Genomic DNA, 18,487 nt, shown 5'->3' with positions numbered 1-18,487 from the left:
AGGCGGTGACGGCACGGGCAATGCAAGATGCCGTTCGAGTGCGTAACGTGCCCATTGCAGGCACTCACGAGTGGTAGGCACTCGTGACGAAAGCGCTGCAGCATCGCCGGCACTCACGCGAGGCGGTCGCTGACGTTCCATGCCCATTTATATCCGATCCGTGGTGCTATATTCGGGTGATGGCCGTGACCTCTCCGCCGCATCCTCGGGAACGGCAGCGTGCATGGAGTTCCATGATACAGGGACACGCCACATCGGCTAGGCTCCTCGCATGAACTTTCACTGAATTGACGCAGCGGTTTTACATTATAGACCTCGGGGGATGGCATTGTGACGCCGAAACAACATGAGCAGCGTCGACTCCATGCACTACGGGAAACAGGACTTCTCGATACACCGCCGGAAGAACGTTTCGATCGAGTAACACGTATCGCCAAGCAACATTACCAGGTCGATACCACGTTATTCACACTGATCGATGCCAAACGACAATGGTTCAAGTCGAAACAGAACCTGGCCCTGGATGCCACCCCCCGGCGACATGCTTTTTGCGATTATACGATCCAGCAAAACAGTGTCTTCGTGGTGGAGGATGCCGCCAACGATCCCCTCTTTTTCAAGAACCCCCTCGTCACCGATACACCGCATATTCGTTTCTATGCCGGCGTTCCTGTACGCGATCCGTCGGGCTTCAAGATCGGAACGCTGTGCTTGATCGACTCCACCCCGCGCGATGCGTCACATATGGATTTCAGCATCCTGCGCAACCTCGCGGCAATGCTCGAAGAGTCACTGGAGAGCACCTACGCCAGCGTTGCAACGCCTTGCGACGCCTATACCCAAAAAATGACCCAAGCCATTCAGCGCGTCCAGAACATTTTCCTGAACGGCGATCGAAAGTCCTCTGCGTACGAGACCCTGTTGTCGGAACTGCTGCGTTTGACGAGCAGCGAAATGGGGTTCGTCGGCGAGGTGCATGCGCCGGCGGACGACGCCCCCTACCTGCGTCTCACCCGTTCGTTGAGCATGGCGCATCATCAGACATCACGTCATCTTTCCTCCGAGACTGACGAGGACTGTCTGCCACTCGACGAGGACGACGTGCTGATCGGCGCCCCCTATCGCTGCCGACATATCACGATTCGCGAGCTCACCCCCGCCATCTCGGACCATCCGGCCTTTCCCGAGGGCCATGACGCCATCCGGACTTATCTGGGGATCCCGTTGCAAACCGAGGGCGCCGTGGTGGGACTCATCGGACTGGCCAACCGCCGTGGCGGGTACAGCCAGGCGCTCGCCACGCTCCTGTCGCCCTTCCTGCAGACCGTGGTGACGTTGATCGAACGCGAGCGCCTCGATGCCGCCAATCAGGAAAAGCAACGCTTGCTGCACGAGGCGATCAATATCGACGGCCTCACGGGCTTGCCCAATCGACGCCTGCTGAACGATCTTTTCCAGGAAGAACTCGCGGCAGTCCGACAGCGGCGCGGGTCGATTTCAGTGTGCTTTCTCGATCTGGACGGCTTCAAGAGCATCAATGACAGCCAGGGGCATGCCGTCGGCGACAACGTCCTCAAGTGCGTCGCGGATCGCCTCAGGGGCGCCGTTCGGCATCACGACGTGGTCGCCCGACTTGGCGGCGACGAATTCGTCGCCATCCTTCGCGATGTCGAGCACCCCAGGGTCTACCGGCATATTCTCGACCAGTTGCGACGCCCCATGCACATTCACGGTCATCCCCTCGAGTTGTCCGCCAGCATGGGCATTACACGCTACCCGAACGATGATTCGGATAGCGATCTCTTGTTGCGGCACGCCGATCAGGCCATGTATACGGCCAAGGAATCGGGAAAGAACTGCTACCATTTCTTCGACCTGGAAAGTCATCATTCGCAGCAGGAGCGTTTTGCCATTGGCGCGCAAATACAGCGCGCGCTCGACGACGACCAGCTAGCCCTTTATTACCAGCCAAAAATCGATTACAAGACAGGCCGCGTCTCAGGCTTCGAAGGCTTGATACGATGGCATCATCCATCGGGAGAGCTGATTTACCCGGGGCGTTTCCTGCCCTATATCGAACATACCAACATCGATATCGAGGTCGGCAAGAGCGTGATCAGCCAGGCAGTCTCGACACTGGAGGCCTTCCAGAAACGCGACCTGCCTTACACCGTCAGCATCAATCTCAGTCCGTCGCACTTCCTCAACGACGAATTCCTGGATCACTTGAACAATACCCTGAGTCGTTACGACATGGCGTTTCGCAAGCGCCTGACGCTGGAAATTCTCGAAAGTACGGCGCTCGATGATGCGGGGCTGGCCACCTCGAACATCAAGGCGTGCCAGCAACTGGGCGTGCAGCTGTCGCTCGACGATTTCGGGACCGGTTATGCCTCGCTGAGCTATTTGCGCAAGTTTTCCACCAACGAAATCAAGATCGACCGTTCATTCATTCTCGGCATGCTGAACGATCCCGAGGACCAGATGATCGTTCAGGCCATCATCGCGCTGGCCAAAAGCTTCGACCGCCGGGTAATCGCCGAGGGCGTCGAACATCACGCCACCGAGAAAAAGCTCGTGGCCATGGGATGCGACATGGGCCAGGGCTTCCTTTACAGCCCGGCCCTGCCGCTGGCCGACGCGCTGGACTGGGCGGCACATTACGCCCGCCCGTGACCGACGGTTCAGGGCGTCGGTGTCTGCGTGGAGAAACGCCACACCGTGCGCGATTGATAGGTCTCGCCGGGCTCGAGAATCGTCGAGGGAAAGGCCGCCTGGTTGGGTGAATCCGGAAAATGCTGGGTTTCCAGCGCGAACCCGCTGCGCTTTTCGTATGCCTTGCCCTGCTTGCCGATCAGCGTGCCATCGAGAAAGTTGCCCGAGTAGAACTGCACACCGGGCTCCGACGTGGCGATCTCCAGGACGCGGCCACTGTCCGGCGCTTCGACGCGGGCGGCCAGCACCAGTTCGTCTTCCGCCGTCGCGTCACGCATCAGCACGAAATTGTGATCGTAGCCCTGCCCGTACGCCAGTTGCGTATTGTCCGCGCCAATGCGTGCACCGATCGGGGTGGCCTCACGGAAGTCGAACGGCGTGTCCGCCACGTCGCGCAGCTCTCCGGTCGGGATCAAGGTGTCGTCCACCGGCGTGAAGGCATCGGCATTGAGCATCAGCCGATGATCGACGATCGAGCCGCTGCCCTCGCCCTCCAGGTTGAAGTAACTGTGCTGCGTGAGATTGACCGGCGTGGCCTTGTCGGTCGTGGCGTGATAATCGATGATCACCTCGTCGTCGGCGGTCAGCGTGTAGGTCACGTGGGTTTCCAGCCGCCCGGGATAACCTTCCTCGCCATCCTCGCTGACATAGGTCAGCTCGACGCCCACCTCGCTGTCGTTCTCGAAAGGCGCCGCCGTCCACAGGCGTTTGTCGAAGCCCCGCTCCCCACCATGCAGGTGATTGGCACCATCGTTGGTCGCCAGCTCATGGGTCGTGCCATCGAGCGTGAAGCGCCCCTCGGCGATTCGGTTGCCATAGCGCCCGATCAGGGCACCGAAATAGGGGTTGGACTGGCGATACGCCTCGGAGCGATAGTCGGCCAAATTGTCGAACCCCAGAACGACATCGGCCCACTCGCCCTCGGCATCCGGTGTGCGCAGGGAGGTGATGATGCCGCCATAGGTGGTCACCTTCATGTCAATGCCATGGCCATTGCGTAGGTGGTACGCCTCGACCTTGCGGCCATCGGGCAACTGTCCGAAAGATTCCTTTTCCACCGACGGGGACTGCGTTTGCATCGTGTTCGCCTGTGCCGCGCTCAGCGCGAGGCAGGTCATGCCCACCCCCATGGCCAAGCGTGAAATTCCTGAAAATCGAGACATGGTGCGCGCCTCCTGGGCCTCGTCATGGCGACGCGACATGCATCGCCACGCCCCTTCACGCTAGACGGCGCCCACCAGTCCCACCAATAACCGAGTCACGATACCCGCATATCGCAATGGATATCGCCCCGACATGCGCCGTGCAGACGCCCCGCCTCGCACGCGACACTGCCGCATCATGCGCTAGACCAAGGTCGGGGTCGCTGTCCGGCATCTCGGTCTTCGCGGCTACTGCAAGTGCACCGCCTCGAAGCGTGCGAGGGTCTCGTGCTGCGCATCCAGCAGCCACAAGCGCTCGCCTTCGATCCGCCACGCGGTCGTGGCGTTCAATGCCGCGAGAAAACGACGTTCGGTCGATGCGCCGTGCGGGCATGCCATGCGCGTACTGGACAACGCCATGAAACGCAGCGTGGAGGCCTCCAATCGGTAGTTGCCCATCATGCGATTGCATCCCGTCGATCCCATGACGCGTGCCGGATCGGCATGCAGGACGAAATGCGGCTCCCGCTGGCCGTCGACCACGTCGGGCGACTCGCCGTCCAGCGCCGTCAGCTTCCAGTACGTGTTCACCAGGGACTCGTCCGGCCGTGTGGTGGCGGGGCCTTCCTGCGTGGCACACCCGGCCATGAGGGCAACGGCGAACAGCATGGCCAGACTCGCGACTGCGTGTTTCATGAGAGATCCTCGAATGATGGGCATCGCCGACAGCCTACCAGATCCATCGCTGCCCCTTGCGTCTTCCCGTCATCGCGCCCATCTCTGTCTGCACAGGCGCCACGTTTCGATGCGCCGCATCGCACAGGAGGCATCATGGAATCACGCTATTTCACCATCCACTCGCATCCCAAGGGCTTGCCCACGCGGGATGTCTTCTCTCTGGAATCCCGGACGCTGCCCGCGCTGGAGGCGGGCGAGGTCCGGGTACGGAATCGCTGGCTGTCGGTCGACCCCTACATGCGCGGACGCATGGACGGCGTGACCACCTATGTCGAGCCGTTCACGCTGGGACAACCGCTCGAAGGCGCCGCCATCGGCGAGGTGCTCGAGTCACGCGACGAGCGCTTCTCTCCGGGAGACCTCGTCGCCCACATGGGCGGCTGGCGCGATGTCGCCCAGCTTCCCGGCAGTGGCCTGCAGGCCCTTCCCGACCTCGAGGTGCCGCCGCAGGCCTTTCTCGGCGTGCTCGGCATGCCGGGCATGACCGCCTGGACCGGTCTCAATCGCATTGCCCAGCTCAAGGAAGGCGAGCGCGTGCTGGTCAGCGCGGCGAGCGGCGCCGTCGGCTCCCTGGCCGTGCAGCTGGCCAAGGCCAAGGGCTGCCATGTCGTGGGCATCGCCGGCGCACCGGAAAAACTCGAATGGCTGGAATCGCTCGGCGTACGCGCGGTCAGCTATCGCGACAAGGATGCCCGGCAACTCGGCGCCGACCTCCATGACGCCAGCCCCGAGGGCGTCGATGTCTATTACGAGAACGTCGGTGGCATCTGCCTGGAAGCCGCGCTCGACAATATCCGTGTCGGCGCACGCATCGCGGTGTGCGGCCTGATCGACGGCTACAATGCCGAGACGCCGAGCCCCGGCCCCAGCAACCTGTCCCGCTTGCTGATTCGCCGCGCACGGATGGAAGGCTTCATCGTCACCGACGCCCAGAACTGGGAGCACTACCCGACCTTCCTGAAGGACGTCGGCCCGCTGGTGGCCCAGGGCAAGCTCGACTACAAGGAAACGGTCGAAGACGGGCTCGAGCGCACGCCGGATGCCTTCCTCAAGCTCTTCGAAGGCGGCAATACCGGCAAGATGCTGGTACGCCTGTAACCGGCCCTCAGCGCCGATCCGGCGTCTCGGCGAGCCGCTCGCCGAGACGCCGGCCGTTTTCCAGGCAATCCCCCACCGCGATGCCGTCACGCCAGTTGCCGAGCAGCGAGAGGCCGGGATGCGCTTCCAGAGCCGCGTCCAGGGCGGCAATCCGCGCCAGGTGCCCACGCTCGTACTGCGGAATCGCCTGTGGCCAGCGGCTCACGCATTGCCACACCGGCTCGGCGTGAATTCCCAGCAAATCGCCGAGATCGGCCACCACCTGAGCGACCTGCTCCGCATCGTCGCCGGCGGCGGCCTCCGGCTGGCGCCGGCCTCCCAGAAAGGCCGTCAGCAGCACATGATCCGACGGCGCACGCCCGGGGAACAGCGTCGAGGAAAACAGTGCCCCCAGCGTACGCCGCCGCTCGACCCCGGGAATCAACATGCCGAAGCCATCGAGAGGATGGTCGACGTCGGCCCGGCGAAATCCCACCGAGACCGCGTTGACCGGTGGATAGGCGATTTCCTCCAGGGGGGCAGCCAGGGCCGCGTCGAGGGGGGCCAGCAGCGCCGCCGCCGTGGGGGCCGGCACCGCCAGCACCAGTTCGCGCGTGCGAATGCGCTGGCCGGCGGCCGTTTCCACCTGCCAGCCGTCGGCCTCGCGGCCCACGGCGACGACCTCGCAGCCGCACTGTACCGACGCCCCGGGCTGATCGGCGATGTCCTCCGCCAGCCGCTCAGCAAGGCGTTGCAGCCCGGCAGGGAAACTCACCAGTTGTCCGCGCCACTCGCGTGGCAGGGCGGGCGGCTCGCGACGCGACTGGCGTAGCCGGCGCAGCCCGCCTCGCACCAGCGAGCCGTACTCGCGCTCCAGCGCCACCAGCCGGGGCATCGCCGCCTGCGCGGAGAGCCGGGCGGGATCGCCGGCATAAACGCCTGAGACAAAGGGGTCGACCAGATGGTCGAGCACGTGGCGTCCCAGGCGTCGCACGACGAAGTCCGCCAGGCTTTCCTCGTCGCGTGGCGGCCCCGCCCGAAAGGGCTCGCGCAGCACGGACCAGCTGCCGCGCAGGCCGATCAACGGGTTGGCGGGCGCCTTGAGGACATGAGTGGGCAAGGCCACCGGGCGTCCATGGAAGGCGATATAGCGACGCCGCGCATCGGGATTGGCCGGCTGGGCCTCGTCGAGCAGTCCCAGCTCGTCGAGCAGCGTGTGCAGCGGCGGCTTCATCACCAGCGTGTTGGGACCGACCTCGACCTGCCACGCCCCGTCGCGATGGGTGCGCAGATTGCCACCCGCGTGCGACCCGCGCTCGAGCACGCTGACAGCGAGCCCGCGCCTGGCCGCCGCCCGGGCAGCGGCCAGGCCGCTGGCCCCGCCGCCGACGACGACCACGTCGCGCCGTGCCTCGCCGACCGCCTGGTCGGTCGCATCGAGCTGTTCTTCATGCTGCATGACGTCTCCCCTGGGCGCACCTGACATTCAGACGACGAGCATAGCGGACACCGCCGGCTCGCGGGGCACTACGCTTGCGGCGCATCGACGCACTCGGCATTCCGTGTCCGCTCGCTGCGCCCGATGATCGACGCCCCTACCATGTCGCCGGTGACGTTGAGCGCCGTGCAGCCCATGCCCACCAGGGCATCGATGGCGGTCAGCAACGCTACCGTCTCGATGGGCAGGCCCACCTGGGAGAACACCGTGGCGATCATGATGATGCCCGCGCCCGGCACGCCGGCGGTCCCGATGGAGACCAGGGTGCCGATCAGCACGATTTCCAGCATGCTGGCAAAATCCAGCGGCGCGCCGATCACGTTGGCCGCAAACACGGCGGAAATGGCGATGCGAATGGCGGCGCCATCCATGTTGATGGTCGCCCCCAGCGGCAGGCTGAAGCCGTAGACCCCACGCGACAGCCCCATGCGCCGGGCCGCGTCCAGCGTCAGCGGCAGCGTGCCGGAGCTGCTCTGGGTGGCGAAGGCGGTCGCCATCGGCGTGCGCGCTTCGCGAAAGAAATCCCGCAACTTGACGCCGAAGACGCCCATCAAGACGCAATACAGCAGGACATGCACGCCCAGCGCGAGGTACAGCACCAGCACCATGTCGCCCAGCGACAGCAGCGTAGCCATTCCCTGCTCGGCCACGGTGCCGGCCACGATGGCGAACACCCCGATCGGCACGTAATGCAGCACCCCCGACATCACCTTGAGCGTGACCTCGTTGAGCGCCTCGATGACCCGGAACAGCTGCTCGGCCAGCGCGCCGTGGGACTCGGACGCGCGCAGCTTCAACAAGGCAATGCCGAAGACGATGGCGGTAAAGATGATGCCCAGCAGGTTCAGCTCGGCAAAGGCACCGATGATATTGTCCGGCACCACGCCCAGCACTACCTGCGCGATACCGGGATTCTCGGGCACCGATACCTCGGCGCTGTCGTCCAGCGTAATGCCGCTGCCGGGCGACAGCAACGTGGCCACCGTGAGCCCCACGACGATCGCCAGCGCCGAGGTCCCGACGTAATAGAAAAACACCTTGCGCCCGATGCGCCCCATGCTCCCGGCACTGGCCTGGTTGATGCCCACCAGCAGGGTGAACAGCACGATCGGCACGATCAGGAACTTCAGCAGGCGCAGCAATAGATCGCCGAACGGTGCCAGCCAGTCGGCCACGCTCTGGCCACCTGCCAGGCCCACCACGACACCCAGTATCAGCGCCAGCGTGACGCGCAGAATCAACGAGGCATTCAAATAAGCATGCAGCAGTGCTTTCACCGCTCCTTCTCCCTGTGTTTGGCCATGATGGTGTCGCTCCATGTCGGCCACAACGCCTGACACGAAGGCTGCGGCGGCGTCATATTACCATTATGCTGGGCGCATGGATTCGGACACGGGATACGAGGCAATGAGCGAACGCGCAATTGATTGCTGGTTGACGGACATGGATGGGGTATTGATCGGCGAAGATCACGCGCTTCCCGGCGCCGTCGAATTGATCGACCAATGGCGGGCCAATGGTACGCCCTTCCTCGTGCTCACCAACAATTCCATCTACACCCCGCGCGACCTCAGCGCGAGACTCAATCGCCTGGGCATCAACGTGCCCGAGGACCGCCTGTGGACGTCCGCCCTGGCCACCGCCGCCTTCCTGCGCGATCAGGCCCCCGGCGGATCGGCCTTCGTGATCGGCGAGGCCGGCTTGACCACGGCCATTCACGAAGCCGGGTTCGTGATGACCGATGTCGCGCCGGACTTCGTGGTCCTCGGCGAAACCCGCAGCTATTCGTTCGAGGCGATCACCCGGGCGATTCGTCTGATCAACGCGGGGGCGCGCTTCATCGCCACCAACCCCGACGTCACCGGCCCCAGCCCCGAGGGTCCCCTGCCGGCCACCGGCGCGGTCGCGGCCTTGATCACCGCCGCCACCAAGCGCGAGCCCTACTACGTCGGCAAGCCCAACCCGATGATGTTCCGCTCGGCCATGAACAAGCTGGGCACGCACTCCGAGCGGACCGGCATGATCGGCGACCGCATGGACACCGACGTCATCGCCGGCATCGAGGCCGGGCTGCACACGGTCCTGGTGATGACCGGCATCGCCACGCGCGGCGATCTCGAGCGCTACCCCTTCCGTCCCCGCGAGATCATCGATTCGGTCGCGGAGTTGCTGGAGAAGTAGCGCCCGGGGCAACCCTTGATGCCGCCTGGCCGAGTGCAGACACTCGGCAGGCAGGGCTTAACGCTTGTCCTCGGTCCGGGTCTCGAAGTCACTGGCATCGTGACGTTCGTGGAGTTGCGTCTCGGGCTCGCCGAAGGTGCGGTTGACCATCCGCCCACGCTGCACCGCCGGACGCGCGTCGATCTCCTCGGCCCAGCGCACGACATGCGTGTACTCGTGGACTTGCAGGAACTCGGCGGCATCGTAGAGACGCCCCAGCACCAATTGCCCGTACCAGGCCCAGTTGGCGATGTCGGCGATGCTGTACTCGTCGCCGGCCAGATAGCGGTTTTCCGCCAGGTGCCGGTTCAGCACGTCGAGCTGACGCTTGGTTTCCATGGCGTAACGGTCGATGGGGTACTCGAGCTTGACCGGCGCGTAGCTGTAGAAATGCCCGAAACCGCCGCCGAGGAACGGCGCGCTGCCCATCTGCCAGAACAGCCAATTGAGCGCCTCGGTGCGTGCCGCATGCTCCTTGGGCAGGAACTCCCCGAATTTCTCGGCGAGGTACAGCAGGATCGAGCCGGACTCGAACACCCGTGTCGGCGTGTCGGTGCTGTGGTCCATGAGCGCCGGAATCTTCGAGTTCGGATTGACCTCGACGAAACCGCTGCCGAATTGATCGCCCTCGCCGATATCGATCAGCCAGGCGTCGTACTCGGCGCCCTGGTGCCCCAGCGCCAGCAATTCCTCGAACATCACCCCCGCCTTGACGCCATTGGGCGTGGCCAGCGAATACAGCTGGAAGGGATGCTTGCCCACCGGGAGTGCTTTCTCGTGGGTGGGCCCCGCGACCGGGCGGTTGATGCTCGCGAACTTGCCGCCGCTTTCCTTCGGTTCCCACACCCGGGGTGGCGTGTACTCAGTCTCTTGGCTCATGCAGCCTCCTGGTCAGTGCGTCGGATCTCATCTCGCCAGGCGGCGGGATCGTCCAGTCGCCTAGAAAGGTAGTCTGATAATCATTGGGACGCGAGGCGGGTGGTTCAATGCGCATGCCGTCACATGAAACGATCGCCTGGTTACAAATCATGACAACGCGCCAAGGCACGGGGTAAATTATCATTCGTGCGCCATGGCGCCCGATCCACGAGAACCGACACAAGGCGCCACGATGTCCACGTTCCAGAAGCCGTACATTGCCCCGTTCGACAACGATGTCACGCCGTCATCCTGGTCACTCTCCCCGCACGAATCCGACCGACGCCAGTCGGACACCCCCTTGCATCGCTCGGCCTCGCAGCGTCGCAACGCCTTGAAGGAGCAACGCATCCAGGCGTTGCTGGACCACTGTCGGGATGAAGCGCTGAAGCAGCTGATCGGTCCCTTCGGACTGACGCCCGCAATGTTCGATGACATCGACGGCGGCAACGTGACCACCCAGCACAATGCCCACCAGGACATCTACGCCAAGGCCTCGGAAAAATACGACCGGAACGATTACGACTACCAAGGTGCCAAGCGAGACAAGAAGCGCAACGCCGTACAAGCGGGCGAGATGAACGCCGACACCTTCACGGACGCCTATACCGGCGAACAGGCACCGACCAAGCGCACAACGTCCAACGGCAAGCAAGCCATGAATGCGGAACTGGATCACACCATTCCGCTCAAGCAGGTACATAAGGAAGGCGGCTGGATGCGCACTCCGGAGGGGCGGCAGACGCTTGCCTCGGAGGACAAGAACCTGAACTACACCACGCTGGAGAACAATCGCAGAAAAAGCGATGCGCCCGCCGAGGAAGCGCTCTCCGCACAACAGGGGTACGACGAGACACGCACCGGCCCTCTCGTCGAAGAAGCGCGCACCGCCATCGACACTCACCTGCCCGATACCGGTGAGCGAGTCGCTTACCATGCCAAGGAGCTCGGCAAGACCGGCACCCGGGAATTCGGCAAGGCGGGCATGCGGCGCGCCCTGGGACTGTTGCTGCATGAACTGGTCAGCGGTGTCTTCTCCGAGGTGGCGTCGGTGGTCAACGACCGCACGCATCCCGACTCGCTGCTCGAACGCTTGACCGCCGCGATAAAGCGCGTGGCCAGACGCGTGCAGGGCAAGTTCAAGGACGCCCTCGGCGAATTCTTCAAGGGCGGGCTGCAAGGCTTCATCAGTAACCTTCTCACCTTCCTCATCAACAACCTCATCACCACCTCTGCCAAGGTGGTCACCATCATCCGTGAAGGCATCCACCAGCTATGGGATGCATTGAAGATGATGCTCTGGCCACCCGAAGGCATGAGTCATGAGGCACGGCTGCGTGCCATTGCCAAAAGCGTTGCCGGGCTTTTCACGCTAGGTGCCGGCATGCTGTGGGAAGAGTCTCTCAACGCTTTCTTGCTCGGCATTCCGCCACTGGCGCCAATCGCCGGTTTCATCTCTCCGGTCCTTACCGGCCTGCTGACCGGGTTGGCGACGGCCTTGCTGATGTATGCCATCGATTCGATCATCGACTGGATGCTCGACAAGGGAACCGCCTGCCTGAACAGCCAGATCGATGCCTTGGAAGGCTACCAATCGCTGATGCGCCAGACGGCCGAGCGTATCGACGTGCAACTCCGGCTGTCCGCGAGCTACCGGGCATCGCTCGGCCTCAACGACAGCATCTCGCACGACTGGCAGGAGGCCGGCGAGGCACTTGCCGATGCCAACCGGACCGCCGAAGCCACGCGTGCGACACACGATGACACGCGCACCAGCCTCGATAATGCCACGCGCACGCAGCAAGACGTCAATGCAGCCCTCACCCGCCTTCTCGGCCGATCTCACAAGGAAACATGAGATGTCCAACGTCATTGCCCAGCTCGCCAAGACCCAGCCACCGAAAGAACTGCTTCAGCACATCGACATACAGGACATCTACGAAAAGTTTCACGAGACCTTCAAGCGCCTGGACGACTTCAAGGATATCCGCGACAAGCATGAACAGCGCGGCTTCCTGGGGCGCCTGTTCAACGGCAAGGAGCTGAAGGACGCGCAACTCGATGCTCACGAGCTGCAGGCGGAGTTCTCGAAGACATTGGCTCAGCTGATGATGATCAGCACCATGCAGTCGCAACAGCTGGTGTCACAACAGAACCAGTTGGGCCGGCAGCAGCGCGACCTGAAGGACAAGGCCGAGTCGCTCGCCGACCACACGCGCAAACTGGAAGAGCATCAGGCCAGTATCTCCCGTCAGGCCACCGAGTTGCGCCAATACGTCACCAACCTGCTCAATGTCCAGGGTCTCACCGCCGAGCACGGGCAACAGCTGATCGACATCGCCGAAGAGGTCACGACCGCCAGGGATCGCCTCACGCAGGAATTCGCGGCGCGCATGCAGGAAGTCGACGCCGCCCTGGCCGAACAGCGGGAAGGCACGCAGACGGCCCTCGAACGCACGCGCACCGAACTGCAAGAACGCCTCTCCCTCTCGGAACGCCAACTGGCCGACAGCCACCAACACGCCGCCCAGCAGCAGGCGCAACGGCACGAGGCCTTGGCCTCCCGTCTGGAAAGCGTCAAGGCGACGCTCGAGGAGACGACCCAGGACGAGATCGACGCGCTACGCCGAGAACTCGAGATCCACAAGGCAGATGTGCAGGCCCGTCACGCCTCGCTTGCCGAAACGCTTGCTCACACCAGACACGCGTGGGAAAGGCAACTGGATCATGCCATCCAGGAAAGCCAGGCAACGCTCACACGAGCGCTGGACGACCACGCGAAACACGGCGAACAGGCCCTCGCGTCGCTGCGCACCGAGCTTGCTCAGTTGCAACAGCGGCAAGCCGCCGACGCCAAGGCACAGCGACGACGCACCGGTTATCTCTGGGCCTGCATGGCGTTGCTCGCCATCGCCAGCGGCATCGGTATCGCGTACCCCTACCTGACACTCAGTCACCTCGTCTAGCCACCGCCACGGCCAGTGCCGGCGCCAGGGGGAGACGCGGCAGCAGGGTGGCCTGGTAGGCGTGGTAGAGGTCGGGTTTGACGTCGCCCTGCGCCGGGTCGATGACGAGGCGGTGGTCCAGTTCCTGCTGCCAGCCGCCGCGCTTCCGGTCGATGAAGGTGGTGTCGATGAAGTCCCACAAGTGGCGGTACCAGCGCTCGTAGTGCGCCTCGCCCGTGCGTTGCAGGAAGGCACCGGCGGCGGCCAGTGCCTCGGCATGGGTCCAGTGGCGGCGACGGCGCGAGCTCGGCTGGCCATGCCAGTCCACGGTATACACCAGCCCCGGCGCGCCATCGGGGGCCCAGCCATCGCGCAGGCTGGCCTCGAACAGCGCGGCGGCGTCCGCGAACAGCCAGGCAGGCGCCTCACGTTCGCGCATCTCGAGCGCCGCCTCCAGATGCAGCATCAGGCGCGACCATTCGAAGCCGTGTCCGGGCGTGGCGCCGTAGGGGGTGAAGTCGTGGTCCGGCTCGTCGGCATGAAACGTCGGCCATTCGGCCCAGTCGCCATGGAAATGCTCGAGAATGCGGTAATCGCGAGGCGCGGCATGGCGATGAATCAGGCGCTCGACGATGGCCAGCGCCCGATCCAGCCAATACGGCTCGTCGCGCACGTCGGCCAACGCCAGGCACAGCTCCACGCCATGCATGTTGCTGTTGCCGCCGCGATAGTCCGCCAGCTCGCGCCACCCTTGCGCATAACGCTCGACGAAGGCCTGCTCGTTCTCCGACCAGAAGCGCGTCTCGATGACCTCGACCACCTCGTCGAGCAGCCGCGGCGCGCCGGGAATGCCCGCCTGGGTCGCCGTCGCGGCCCCCAGGGCGACGAAATGATGCAGGTAGCACTGCTTGGTGCGATCCTCCATCGCGGCGGGATCCCCCGCCAGCCAGCCGCCGTCTCGTTCGTCGCGCAGCAGGCCGCTCAAGGCACGTATGGCATGCTCGGCCAGCGCGGCCGCGCCGGGAACGCCCTGCATCGCCGCCAAGCCATAGCTGTGCGCCATGCGACCGGTGATCATGGTGTCCGCGCTCGCCCCTTCGGGAATCCTCCCATCGCCGTCCAGCGGCGCGAACCCGCCGCTGGACAGGCGGGCCTGTCGGTGGAACTCGAGCAGCCCCAACCCTTCCCGGGTCAGCCAGTGGTGATGCGTGTCGGCGTCCAGCCAGCGCCGTGCCGGTGAGTGCCTATCATCTGCCATGCCTTGCGCGCCTCGCGTGACCAAAACGTTGGCTGTCATTAGCCATTAACGACGGTACCACCATTGGGATGAATCGTCTGGCCGCTGATGAAGGAAGCATCGAGGCTCGCCAGGAAGACGAATACCGGCCCCAGCTCGCTGGGCTGTCCGGCACGCCCCATCGGCGTATCCTCGCCGAAGCCTTCCAGCCATTGAGGGTCGTGGGCGCCCAGCGTCGCCGGCTGCAACGGCGTCCACACCGGCCCGGGCGCCACGGCGTTGACGCGAATGCCACGCCCCACCACCTGGTTCGAGAGACTCCGCGTGAAGCTGACGATCGCCCCCTTGGTGGCCGAATAGTCGACCAGGAAGTCCGGCCCGATATAGGCATTCACCGAGGCGTTGTTGATGATGGCGTCGTCCTCGCCCAGGTGCGGCAACGCCGCCTTGGCGAGATAGAACTGGCTGTGCATGTTGGTCTCGAACACCGAACGCCACTGCTCGTCGGAAAGCTCGGTCAGGTCCTGGCACACCCACTGGGTGCCGGCATTGTTGACCAGGATGTTGAGCCCTCCGTAGACCTGTACCGTCTCGTCGATGCAGCGACGGCAGAACTCGGCTTCCGCCAGGTCGCCCTCGATCAGATGACAACGGCGCCCTTCGGCCTCCACCAGGCGCTGCGTCTCGGCGGCATCCTCGCGCTCGCTCAGATAGACCACCGCCACATCGGCGCCCTCGCGAGCGAAGTGGATCGCCACCGAGCGGCCGATGCCGCTGTCGCCACCGGTGATCAAGGCGATCTTGCCTTCCAGCTTCGCCGCTCCCCGGTAGCCGGGACGGATCATTTCCGCCGGCGGGTCCATCTCGGCTTCGCTGCCCGGCAGTGTCTGGGACTGTGCGTGAATCGCGACCTTGCGAACCATGCTCACCTCCATGTGGTGTCCATGTATGAAGAAATGCCAGGCCCGGCACGTCTCGGGCCCGAATCCTCAACGTAGACTTAGGTATAAGACAACACAAGCGCACGCTTATTCACGCTGCGTCAGGGCTCGCTGGTATTCGTCCCGCCACGCCTGGGCATGCAGGGCGGTATCGTCGGGGAATCGCCCCAGCGCGACGGCCAGCTCGAAAAAGCCCCGTGCCGGCATGTGGGGGGCACGACGGCTGACCACCAGCGCGGCAATGAAGGGACGCTCCTCGGCGGCGTCCTCGCGCATCGACGCCTCCAGCGCCTGGGTGACGCGTGCGATGGTACGCGGCGGCTGCAAGCCGAGCGTTTCGGCAAGCCGGTGGTAGGTCATCGGCAACGCCGTGGGCGGTGCCATTTGCAGGCATTCACGCACGGCGACGTTCAGCGGTAGCGGGGTCTCGGGCATGATGGCGCTCACGCCGTGGGATCGAAGCGTTTGAGTTCGCGAATATCGACATGCTCCCACACGCGTCCGGTCATGTAGGGCTCGATGTCCAGCCACGCCTGCAAGGCCTGGCGATCGGCGAATCGAAAATGCGCATTGGAGCCGATCATCTTGCCATCGTCATCCAGGATCGCCCCGCCACTCAGGAAACAGCCCTCCCGGGCCAGCGCGCGCACGCCCGCCAGGTGCGCCTCGCGGTTGGCCAGGCGGCGGTTCAGGGCATCATCGTCGGTGTAGTCGTAAGCGACTACGGCATATTCGGTCATCGGATCGCCTCGCATCTGTGTGCATGGGAAAAGCGTTTACCACCATGGCCTAAATCATGCGCGAGCGCAGGACATGGTACAACGGTGGTTGACGCCGTCGCGGCGTCACGACACGTTCGAAGGCGAGCACCTCGCCCGGGCCAGCCCCTTTCACTCAGGACACCGCCGACCGACACCTTTTGCCCATGCCGACACCAACACTGCCGCACCGTCCCTCAAGGTACCGCGCGACCGCCGCTTCCGCCCGCCGAACGTCGGGCGCGACATGAGCGACACGCGTCTTTTTCGTTCGCTGCGCTTCTACAATTATCGGGTGTGGGCGATCGGTGCCCTGATCTCCAACATCGGCACCTGGATGCAGCGCGTGGCGCAGGACTGGCTGGTGCTGACCGTGCTCACCGCCCACGACGCCAGCGCCGTGGGCATCACCATCGCCTTGCAGTTCGGCCCCCAACTGCTGTTGCTGCCCCTCACCGGATACGCAGCCGACCATTTCGACCGGCGCCGACTGATCCTCGTGACCCAGGCGTTGCTCGGTCTGCTGGCACTGGGGCTGGGTCTGGTCACCGTCACGGGCGCAGTGACATTGTGGCAGGTCTATGCCTTCGCCCTGGGACTGGGCTGCGTCACGGCCTTCGATGCACCGCTCAGGCAGACCTTCGTCAACGACCTGGTGGGCGAGGCCTATCTCGCCAACGCGGTGGCCCTCAACTCGACCTCCTTCAATGCCGCGCGCATGATCGGCCCCGCCGTCGCCGGGTTGTTGATCGCCGCCGTCGGCAGCGGCTGGGTGTTTCTGATCAACGCCGCCTCGTTTGCCGCCGTGCTGGGATCGCTGTGCCTGCTGCGTCATGACGAATTGCACTCCACCGCACGCCCGAGACACCACGTCGGCGGACTGACGGAGGGCTTTCGCTACGTGTGGCAGCGGCCCGACCTGAAAGCCACCCTGCTCATGCTGTTCGTCATCGGCACCTTCGGTCTCAACTTCGCGGTCTACATTTCCACCATGTCGGTGCGCGTGTTCCACGGCGAGGCCGGACAGTACGGGCTGCTTTCCTCCTGCCTGGCCGTCGGCTCGGTCACCGGCGCGTTACTCGCCGCCAAGCGCGAACGCCCGCGCACGCGGCTGCTGTGCCTCTCGACCCTGGGGTTCGGCGTGTTCTGCGGCCTGGCGGCGCTCGCCCCCAACCCGTACGTCTTCGCCGTCGCCCTGATGCTGACCGGCCTGGCCGCACTGACCTTCATGACCGCCTCCAGCGCACTGATCCAGCTCTCGACGGAACCGACGATGCGCGGCCGGGTCATGGCGTTGCGCATGGCCATCACCATGGGCGGCACACCGCTCGGCGCCCCCATCGTCGGCTGGCTGGCCGACCATGCCGGTCCGCGCTGGGCGATGTCCGTCGGCGCCACGGCCGGTCTCGTCGCCGCCCTGATCGGGGGAATCATGCTGTTACGGCAGCGACGTCGCCACTGGCCGGCCTATCTGCAAACCCCTCATGGTCATGGCGACGCCTGAGGGCATCCAGCGCCCATGACGGGGCATGGCAGCTGGCCTCGGCTCATACCATGCCACCGTTGATGCGCAGGATCTGGCCATTGACCCAACGTCCCTGCGCCCCGGCCAGGAACGAGACCACCTCGGCGATTTCGTCAGGCTGCCCCAGACGTTCGAACGGCGACAGATTGGCGATCGATCGCACCTGATCGTCGCTCTTTCCCTCCAGGAACAACTCGGTCGCCACGGGACCCGGCGCCACGGCATTGACGGTGATCTCGCGCCCTCGCAGCTCGTTGGCCAGCACTCTCACCAAGCCTTCGACCCCGGCCTTGCTGGCGATATAGGCACCGTAACCGGGGAATGACTTGCCCAGCACCGAGGACGAGAACGCAATGATGCGTCCGCCCTCGCGCAGGACCTCGGCGGCTTGCGACATCACCAGCCAGCTGCCGCGCAGGTTGGTCGCCAGTGTTCTGTCGAGGATGTCGACGTTGTCGACGGTCATGTTGGCCATCTGCATCACGCCAGCGTTGTTGACCACCACATCGAGCCGCCCGAAGGCGTCTTGCGTTTCCTCGAACAAGCGCCTGACGGCGTGGGCGTCCCCGATATCCGCCTGCACCGGCAGAGCGCGTCCGCCTGCGGCTTCGATATCCGCCACGACCTGTTCGGCCAGCGCTCGATTGCCCGCGTAATTCACCGCCACGGCGAATCCATCGGCGGCCAATTGCAACGCAATGGCACGTCCAATACCGCGGGAAGCTCCTGTCACCAGAGCGACTTTGCGTACGCGACTCGTCATGAATCGACTC

At 64.4% G+C, this 18,487-nt stretch carries 16 protein-coding genes; 6 read left to right on the top strand and 10 right to left on the bottom strand.

All coding sequences use genetic code 11. The features are described from left to right. The first annotated feature begins 330 nt into the window (after positions 1-330). A complete protein-coding gene (locus CSAL_RS04080; protein ID WP_011506103.1) occupies positions 331-2,676 on the top strand; it encodes a sensor domain-containing phosphodiesterase in 2,346 nt (781 codons plus the stop codon). Between the two features lie 8 nt (positions 2,677-2,684). On the opposite strand, the gene CSAL_RS04075 is transcribed toward CSAL_RS04080, so the two are convergent. Both CSAL_RS04075 and CSAL_RS04070 read right to left on the bottom strand, forming a co-directional pair. Next, entirely contained in the window at positions 2,685-3,878 is a 1,194-nt protein-coding gene (locus CSAL_RS04075) for an aldose epimerase family protein (RefSeq protein ID WP_011506102.1), read from the bottom strand. A gap of 228 nt (positions 3,879-4,106) precedes the next feature. Continuing rightward, complete coding sequence (locus CSAL_RS04070) at positions 4,107-4,553, bottom strand: META domain-containing protein (RefSeq protein ID WP_011506101.1); 447 nt, start codon at positions 4,551-4,553, stop codon at positions 4,107-4,109. A 135-nt stretch (positions 4,554-4,688) separates the two neighbouring features. On the opposite strand from CSAL_RS04070, the gene CSAL_RS04065 reads away from it, so the two are divergent. Next, positions 4,689-5,693, top strand: coding sequence for an NADP-dependent oxidoreductase (locus CSAL_RS04065; protein ID WP_011506100.1), 1,005 nt, complete (start codon positions 4,689-4,691; stop codon positions 5,691-5,693). A gap of 7 nt (positions 5,694-5,700) precedes the next feature. On the opposite strand, the gene hemG is transcribed toward CSAL_RS04065, so the two are convergent. Further along, the gene (gene hemG, locus CSAL_RS04060; protein ID WP_011506099.1) at positions 5,701-7,131 is read right to left on the bottom strand and encodes a protoporphyrinogen oxidase; all 1,431 of its coding nucleotides are present in this window, start codon (positions 7,129-7,131) and stop codon (positions 5,701-5,703) included. Positions 7,132-7,199: 68 nt separating this feature from the next. Continuing rightward, a complete protein-coding gene (locus tag CSAL_RS04055; protein WP_011506098.1) occupies positions 7,200-8,489 on the bottom strand; it encodes a dicarboxylate/amino acid:cation symporter in 1,290 nt (429 codons plus the stop codon). Between the two features lie 88 nt (positions 8,490-8,577). Between CSAL_RS04055 and CSAL_RS04050 the strand changes: the two genes are divergently transcribed. Next, on the top strand, positions 8,578-9,351 hold the full coding sequence (locus CSAL_RS04050) for an HAD-IIA family hydrolase (RefSeq protein ID WP_011506097.1): 774 nt from the start codon (positions 8,578-8,580) through the stop codon (positions 9,349-9,351). Between the two features lie 57 nt (positions 9,352-9,408). Here CSAL_RS04050 and yghU read toward each other — a convergent pair whose 3' ends face one another. After that, entirely contained in the window at positions 9,409-10,269 is an 861-nt protein-coding gene (gene yghU / locus CSAL_RS04045) for a glutathione-dependent disulfide-bond oxidoreductase (protein ID WP_011506096.1), read from the bottom strand. Positions 10,270-10,501: 232 nt separating this feature from the next. Between yghU and CSAL_RS04040 the strand changes: the two genes are divergently transcribed. Together CSAL_RS04040 and CSAL_RS04035 are read left to right on the top strand one after the other, a co-directional pair. Beyond that, entirely contained in the window at positions 10,502-12,166 is a 1,665-nt protein-coding gene (locus CSAL_RS04040) for a hypothetical protein (RefSeq protein WP_043557949.1), read from the top strand. Position 12,167: 1 nt separating this feature from the next. Then, positions 12,168-13,274 (top strand): coiled-coil domain-containing protein, encoded by a 1,107-nt coding sequence (locus tag CSAL_RS04035; RefSeq protein WP_011506094.1) that lies wholly within the window; start codon positions 12,168-12,170, stop codon positions 13,272-13,274. Here the strand turns inward: CSAL_RS04035 and CSAL_RS04030 are convergent. From CSAL_RS04030 to CSAL_RS04015, 4 genes are all read right to left on the bottom strand, one after another. Then, positions 13,258-14,511, bottom strand: a complete 1,254-nt coding sequence (locus CSAL_RS04030) for an AGE family epimerase/isomerase (protein WP_011506093.1) — start codon at positions 14,509-14,511, stop codon at positions 13,258-13,260. The two genes, CSAL_RS04035 and CSAL_RS04030, sit on opposite strands and share 17 nt — an antisense overlap. Positions 14,512-14,549: 38 nt before the next feature. Continuing rightward, the gene (locus CSAL_RS04025) at positions 14,550-15,413 is read right to left on the bottom strand and encodes an SDR family oxidoreductase (protein WP_043558989.1); all 864 of its coding nucleotides are present in this window, start codon (positions 15,411-15,413) and stop codon (positions 14,550-14,552) included. A gap of 105 nt (positions 15,414-15,518) precedes the next feature. Next, complete coding sequence (locus CSAL_RS04020) at positions 15,519-15,866, bottom strand: hypothetical protein (protein WP_011506091.1); 348 nt, start codon at positions 15,864-15,866, stop codon at positions 15,519-15,521. An 8-nt stretch (positions 15,867-15,874) separates the two neighbouring features. After that, positions 15,875-16,171, bottom strand: a complete 297-nt coding sequence (locus CSAL_RS04015) for a YciI family protein (RefSeq protein WP_011506090.1) — start codon at positions 16,169-16,171, stop codon at positions 15,875-15,877. 73 nt (positions 16,172-16,244) lie between these two features. Between CSAL_RS04015 and CSAL_RS04010 the strand changes: the two genes are divergently transcribed. Further along, complete coding sequence (locus CSAL_RS04010; protein WP_244846486.1) at positions 16,245-17,693, top strand: MFS transporter; 1,449 nt, start codon at positions 16,245-16,247, stop codon at positions 17,691-17,693. A 43-nt stretch (positions 17,694-17,736) separates the two neighbouring features. Here the strand turns inward: CSAL_RS04010 and CSAL_RS04005 are convergent, their stop codons facing one another. Continuing rightward, the gene (locus tag CSAL_RS04005; protein ID WP_011506088.1) at positions 17,737-18,477 is read right to left on the bottom strand and encodes an SDR family oxidoreductase; all 741 of its coding nucleotides are present in this window, start codon (positions 18,475-18,477) and stop codon (positions 17,737-17,739) included. Positions 18,478-18,487 lie beyond the last annotated feature (10 nt).

Origin of the sequence: Chromohalobacter israelensis DSM 3043, from assembly GCF_000055785.1 — a bacterium.
GTDB classification, from domain to species: Bacteria; Pseudomonadota; Gammaproteobacteria; order Pseudomonadales; family Halomonadaceae; genus Chromohalobacter; species Chromohalobacter israelensis.
Note: the sequence above shows the minus strand (reverse complement) of the source record. Positions and strands in the feature narration are given on the sequence as shown.

Bases quoted from the DNA above. Each gene is read 5' to 3' on its own strand.
- CSAL_RS04075 (WP_011506102.1), bottom strand. From the start codon at position 3,878: ATGTCTCGATTTTCAGGAATTTCACGCTTGGCCATGGGGGTGGGCATG.
- CSAL_RS04070 (WP_011506101.1), bottom strand. From the start codon at position 4,553: ATGAAACACGCAGTCGCGAGTCTGGCCATGCTGTTCGCCGTTGCCCTC.
- CSAL_RS04065 (WP_011506100.1), top strand. From the start codon at position 4,689: ATGGAATCACGCTATTTCACCATCCACTCGCATCCCAAGGGCTTGCCC.
- hemG (WP_011506099.1), bottom strand. From the start codon at position 7,131: ATGCAGCATGAAGAACAGCTCGATGCGACCGACCAGGCGGTCGGCGAG.
- CSAL_RS04055 (WP_011506098.1), bottom strand. From the start codon at position 8,489: ATGGAGCGACACCATCATGGCCAAACACAGGGAGAAGGAGCGGTGAAA.
- CSAL_RS04050 (WP_011506097.1), top strand. From the start codon at position 8,578: ATGAGCGAACGCGCAATTGATTGCTGGTTGACGGACATGGATGGGGTA.
- yghU (WP_011506096.1), bottom strand. From the start codon at position 10,269: ATGAGCCAAGAGACTGAGTACACGCCACCCCGGGTGTGGGAACCGAAG.
- CSAL_RS04040 (WP_043557949.1), top strand. From the start codon at position 10,502: ATGTCCACGTTCCAGAAGCCGTACATTGCCCCGTTCGACAACGATGTC.
- CSAL_RS04035 (WP_011506094.1), top strand. From the start codon at position 12,168: ATGTCCAACGTCATTGCCCAGCTCGCCAAGACCCAGCCACCGAAAGAA.
- CSAL_RS04030 (WP_011506093.1), bottom strand. From the start codon at position 14,511: ATGGCAGATGATAGGCACTCACCGGCACGGCGCTGGCTGGACGCCGAC.
- CSAL_RS04025 (WP_043558989.1), bottom strand. From the start codon at position 15,413: ATGGTTCGCAAGGTCGCGATTCACGCACAGTCCCAGACACTGCCGGGC.
- CSAL_RS04020 (WP_011506091.1), bottom strand. From the start codon at position 15,866: ATGCCCGAGACCCCGCTACCGCTGAACGTCGCCGTGCGTGAATGCCTG.
- CSAL_RS04015 (WP_011506090.1), bottom strand. From the start codon at position 16,171: ATGACCGAATATGCCGTAGTCGCTTACGACTACACCGACGATGATGCC.
- CSAL_RS04010 (WP_244846486.1), top strand. From the start codon at position 16,245: ATGGTACAACGGTGGTTGACGCCGTCGCGGCGTCACGACACGTTCGAA.
- CSAL_RS04005 (WP_011506088.1), bottom strand. From the start codon at position 18,477: ATGACGAGTCGCGTACGCAAAGTCGCTCTGGTGACAGGAGCTTCCCGC.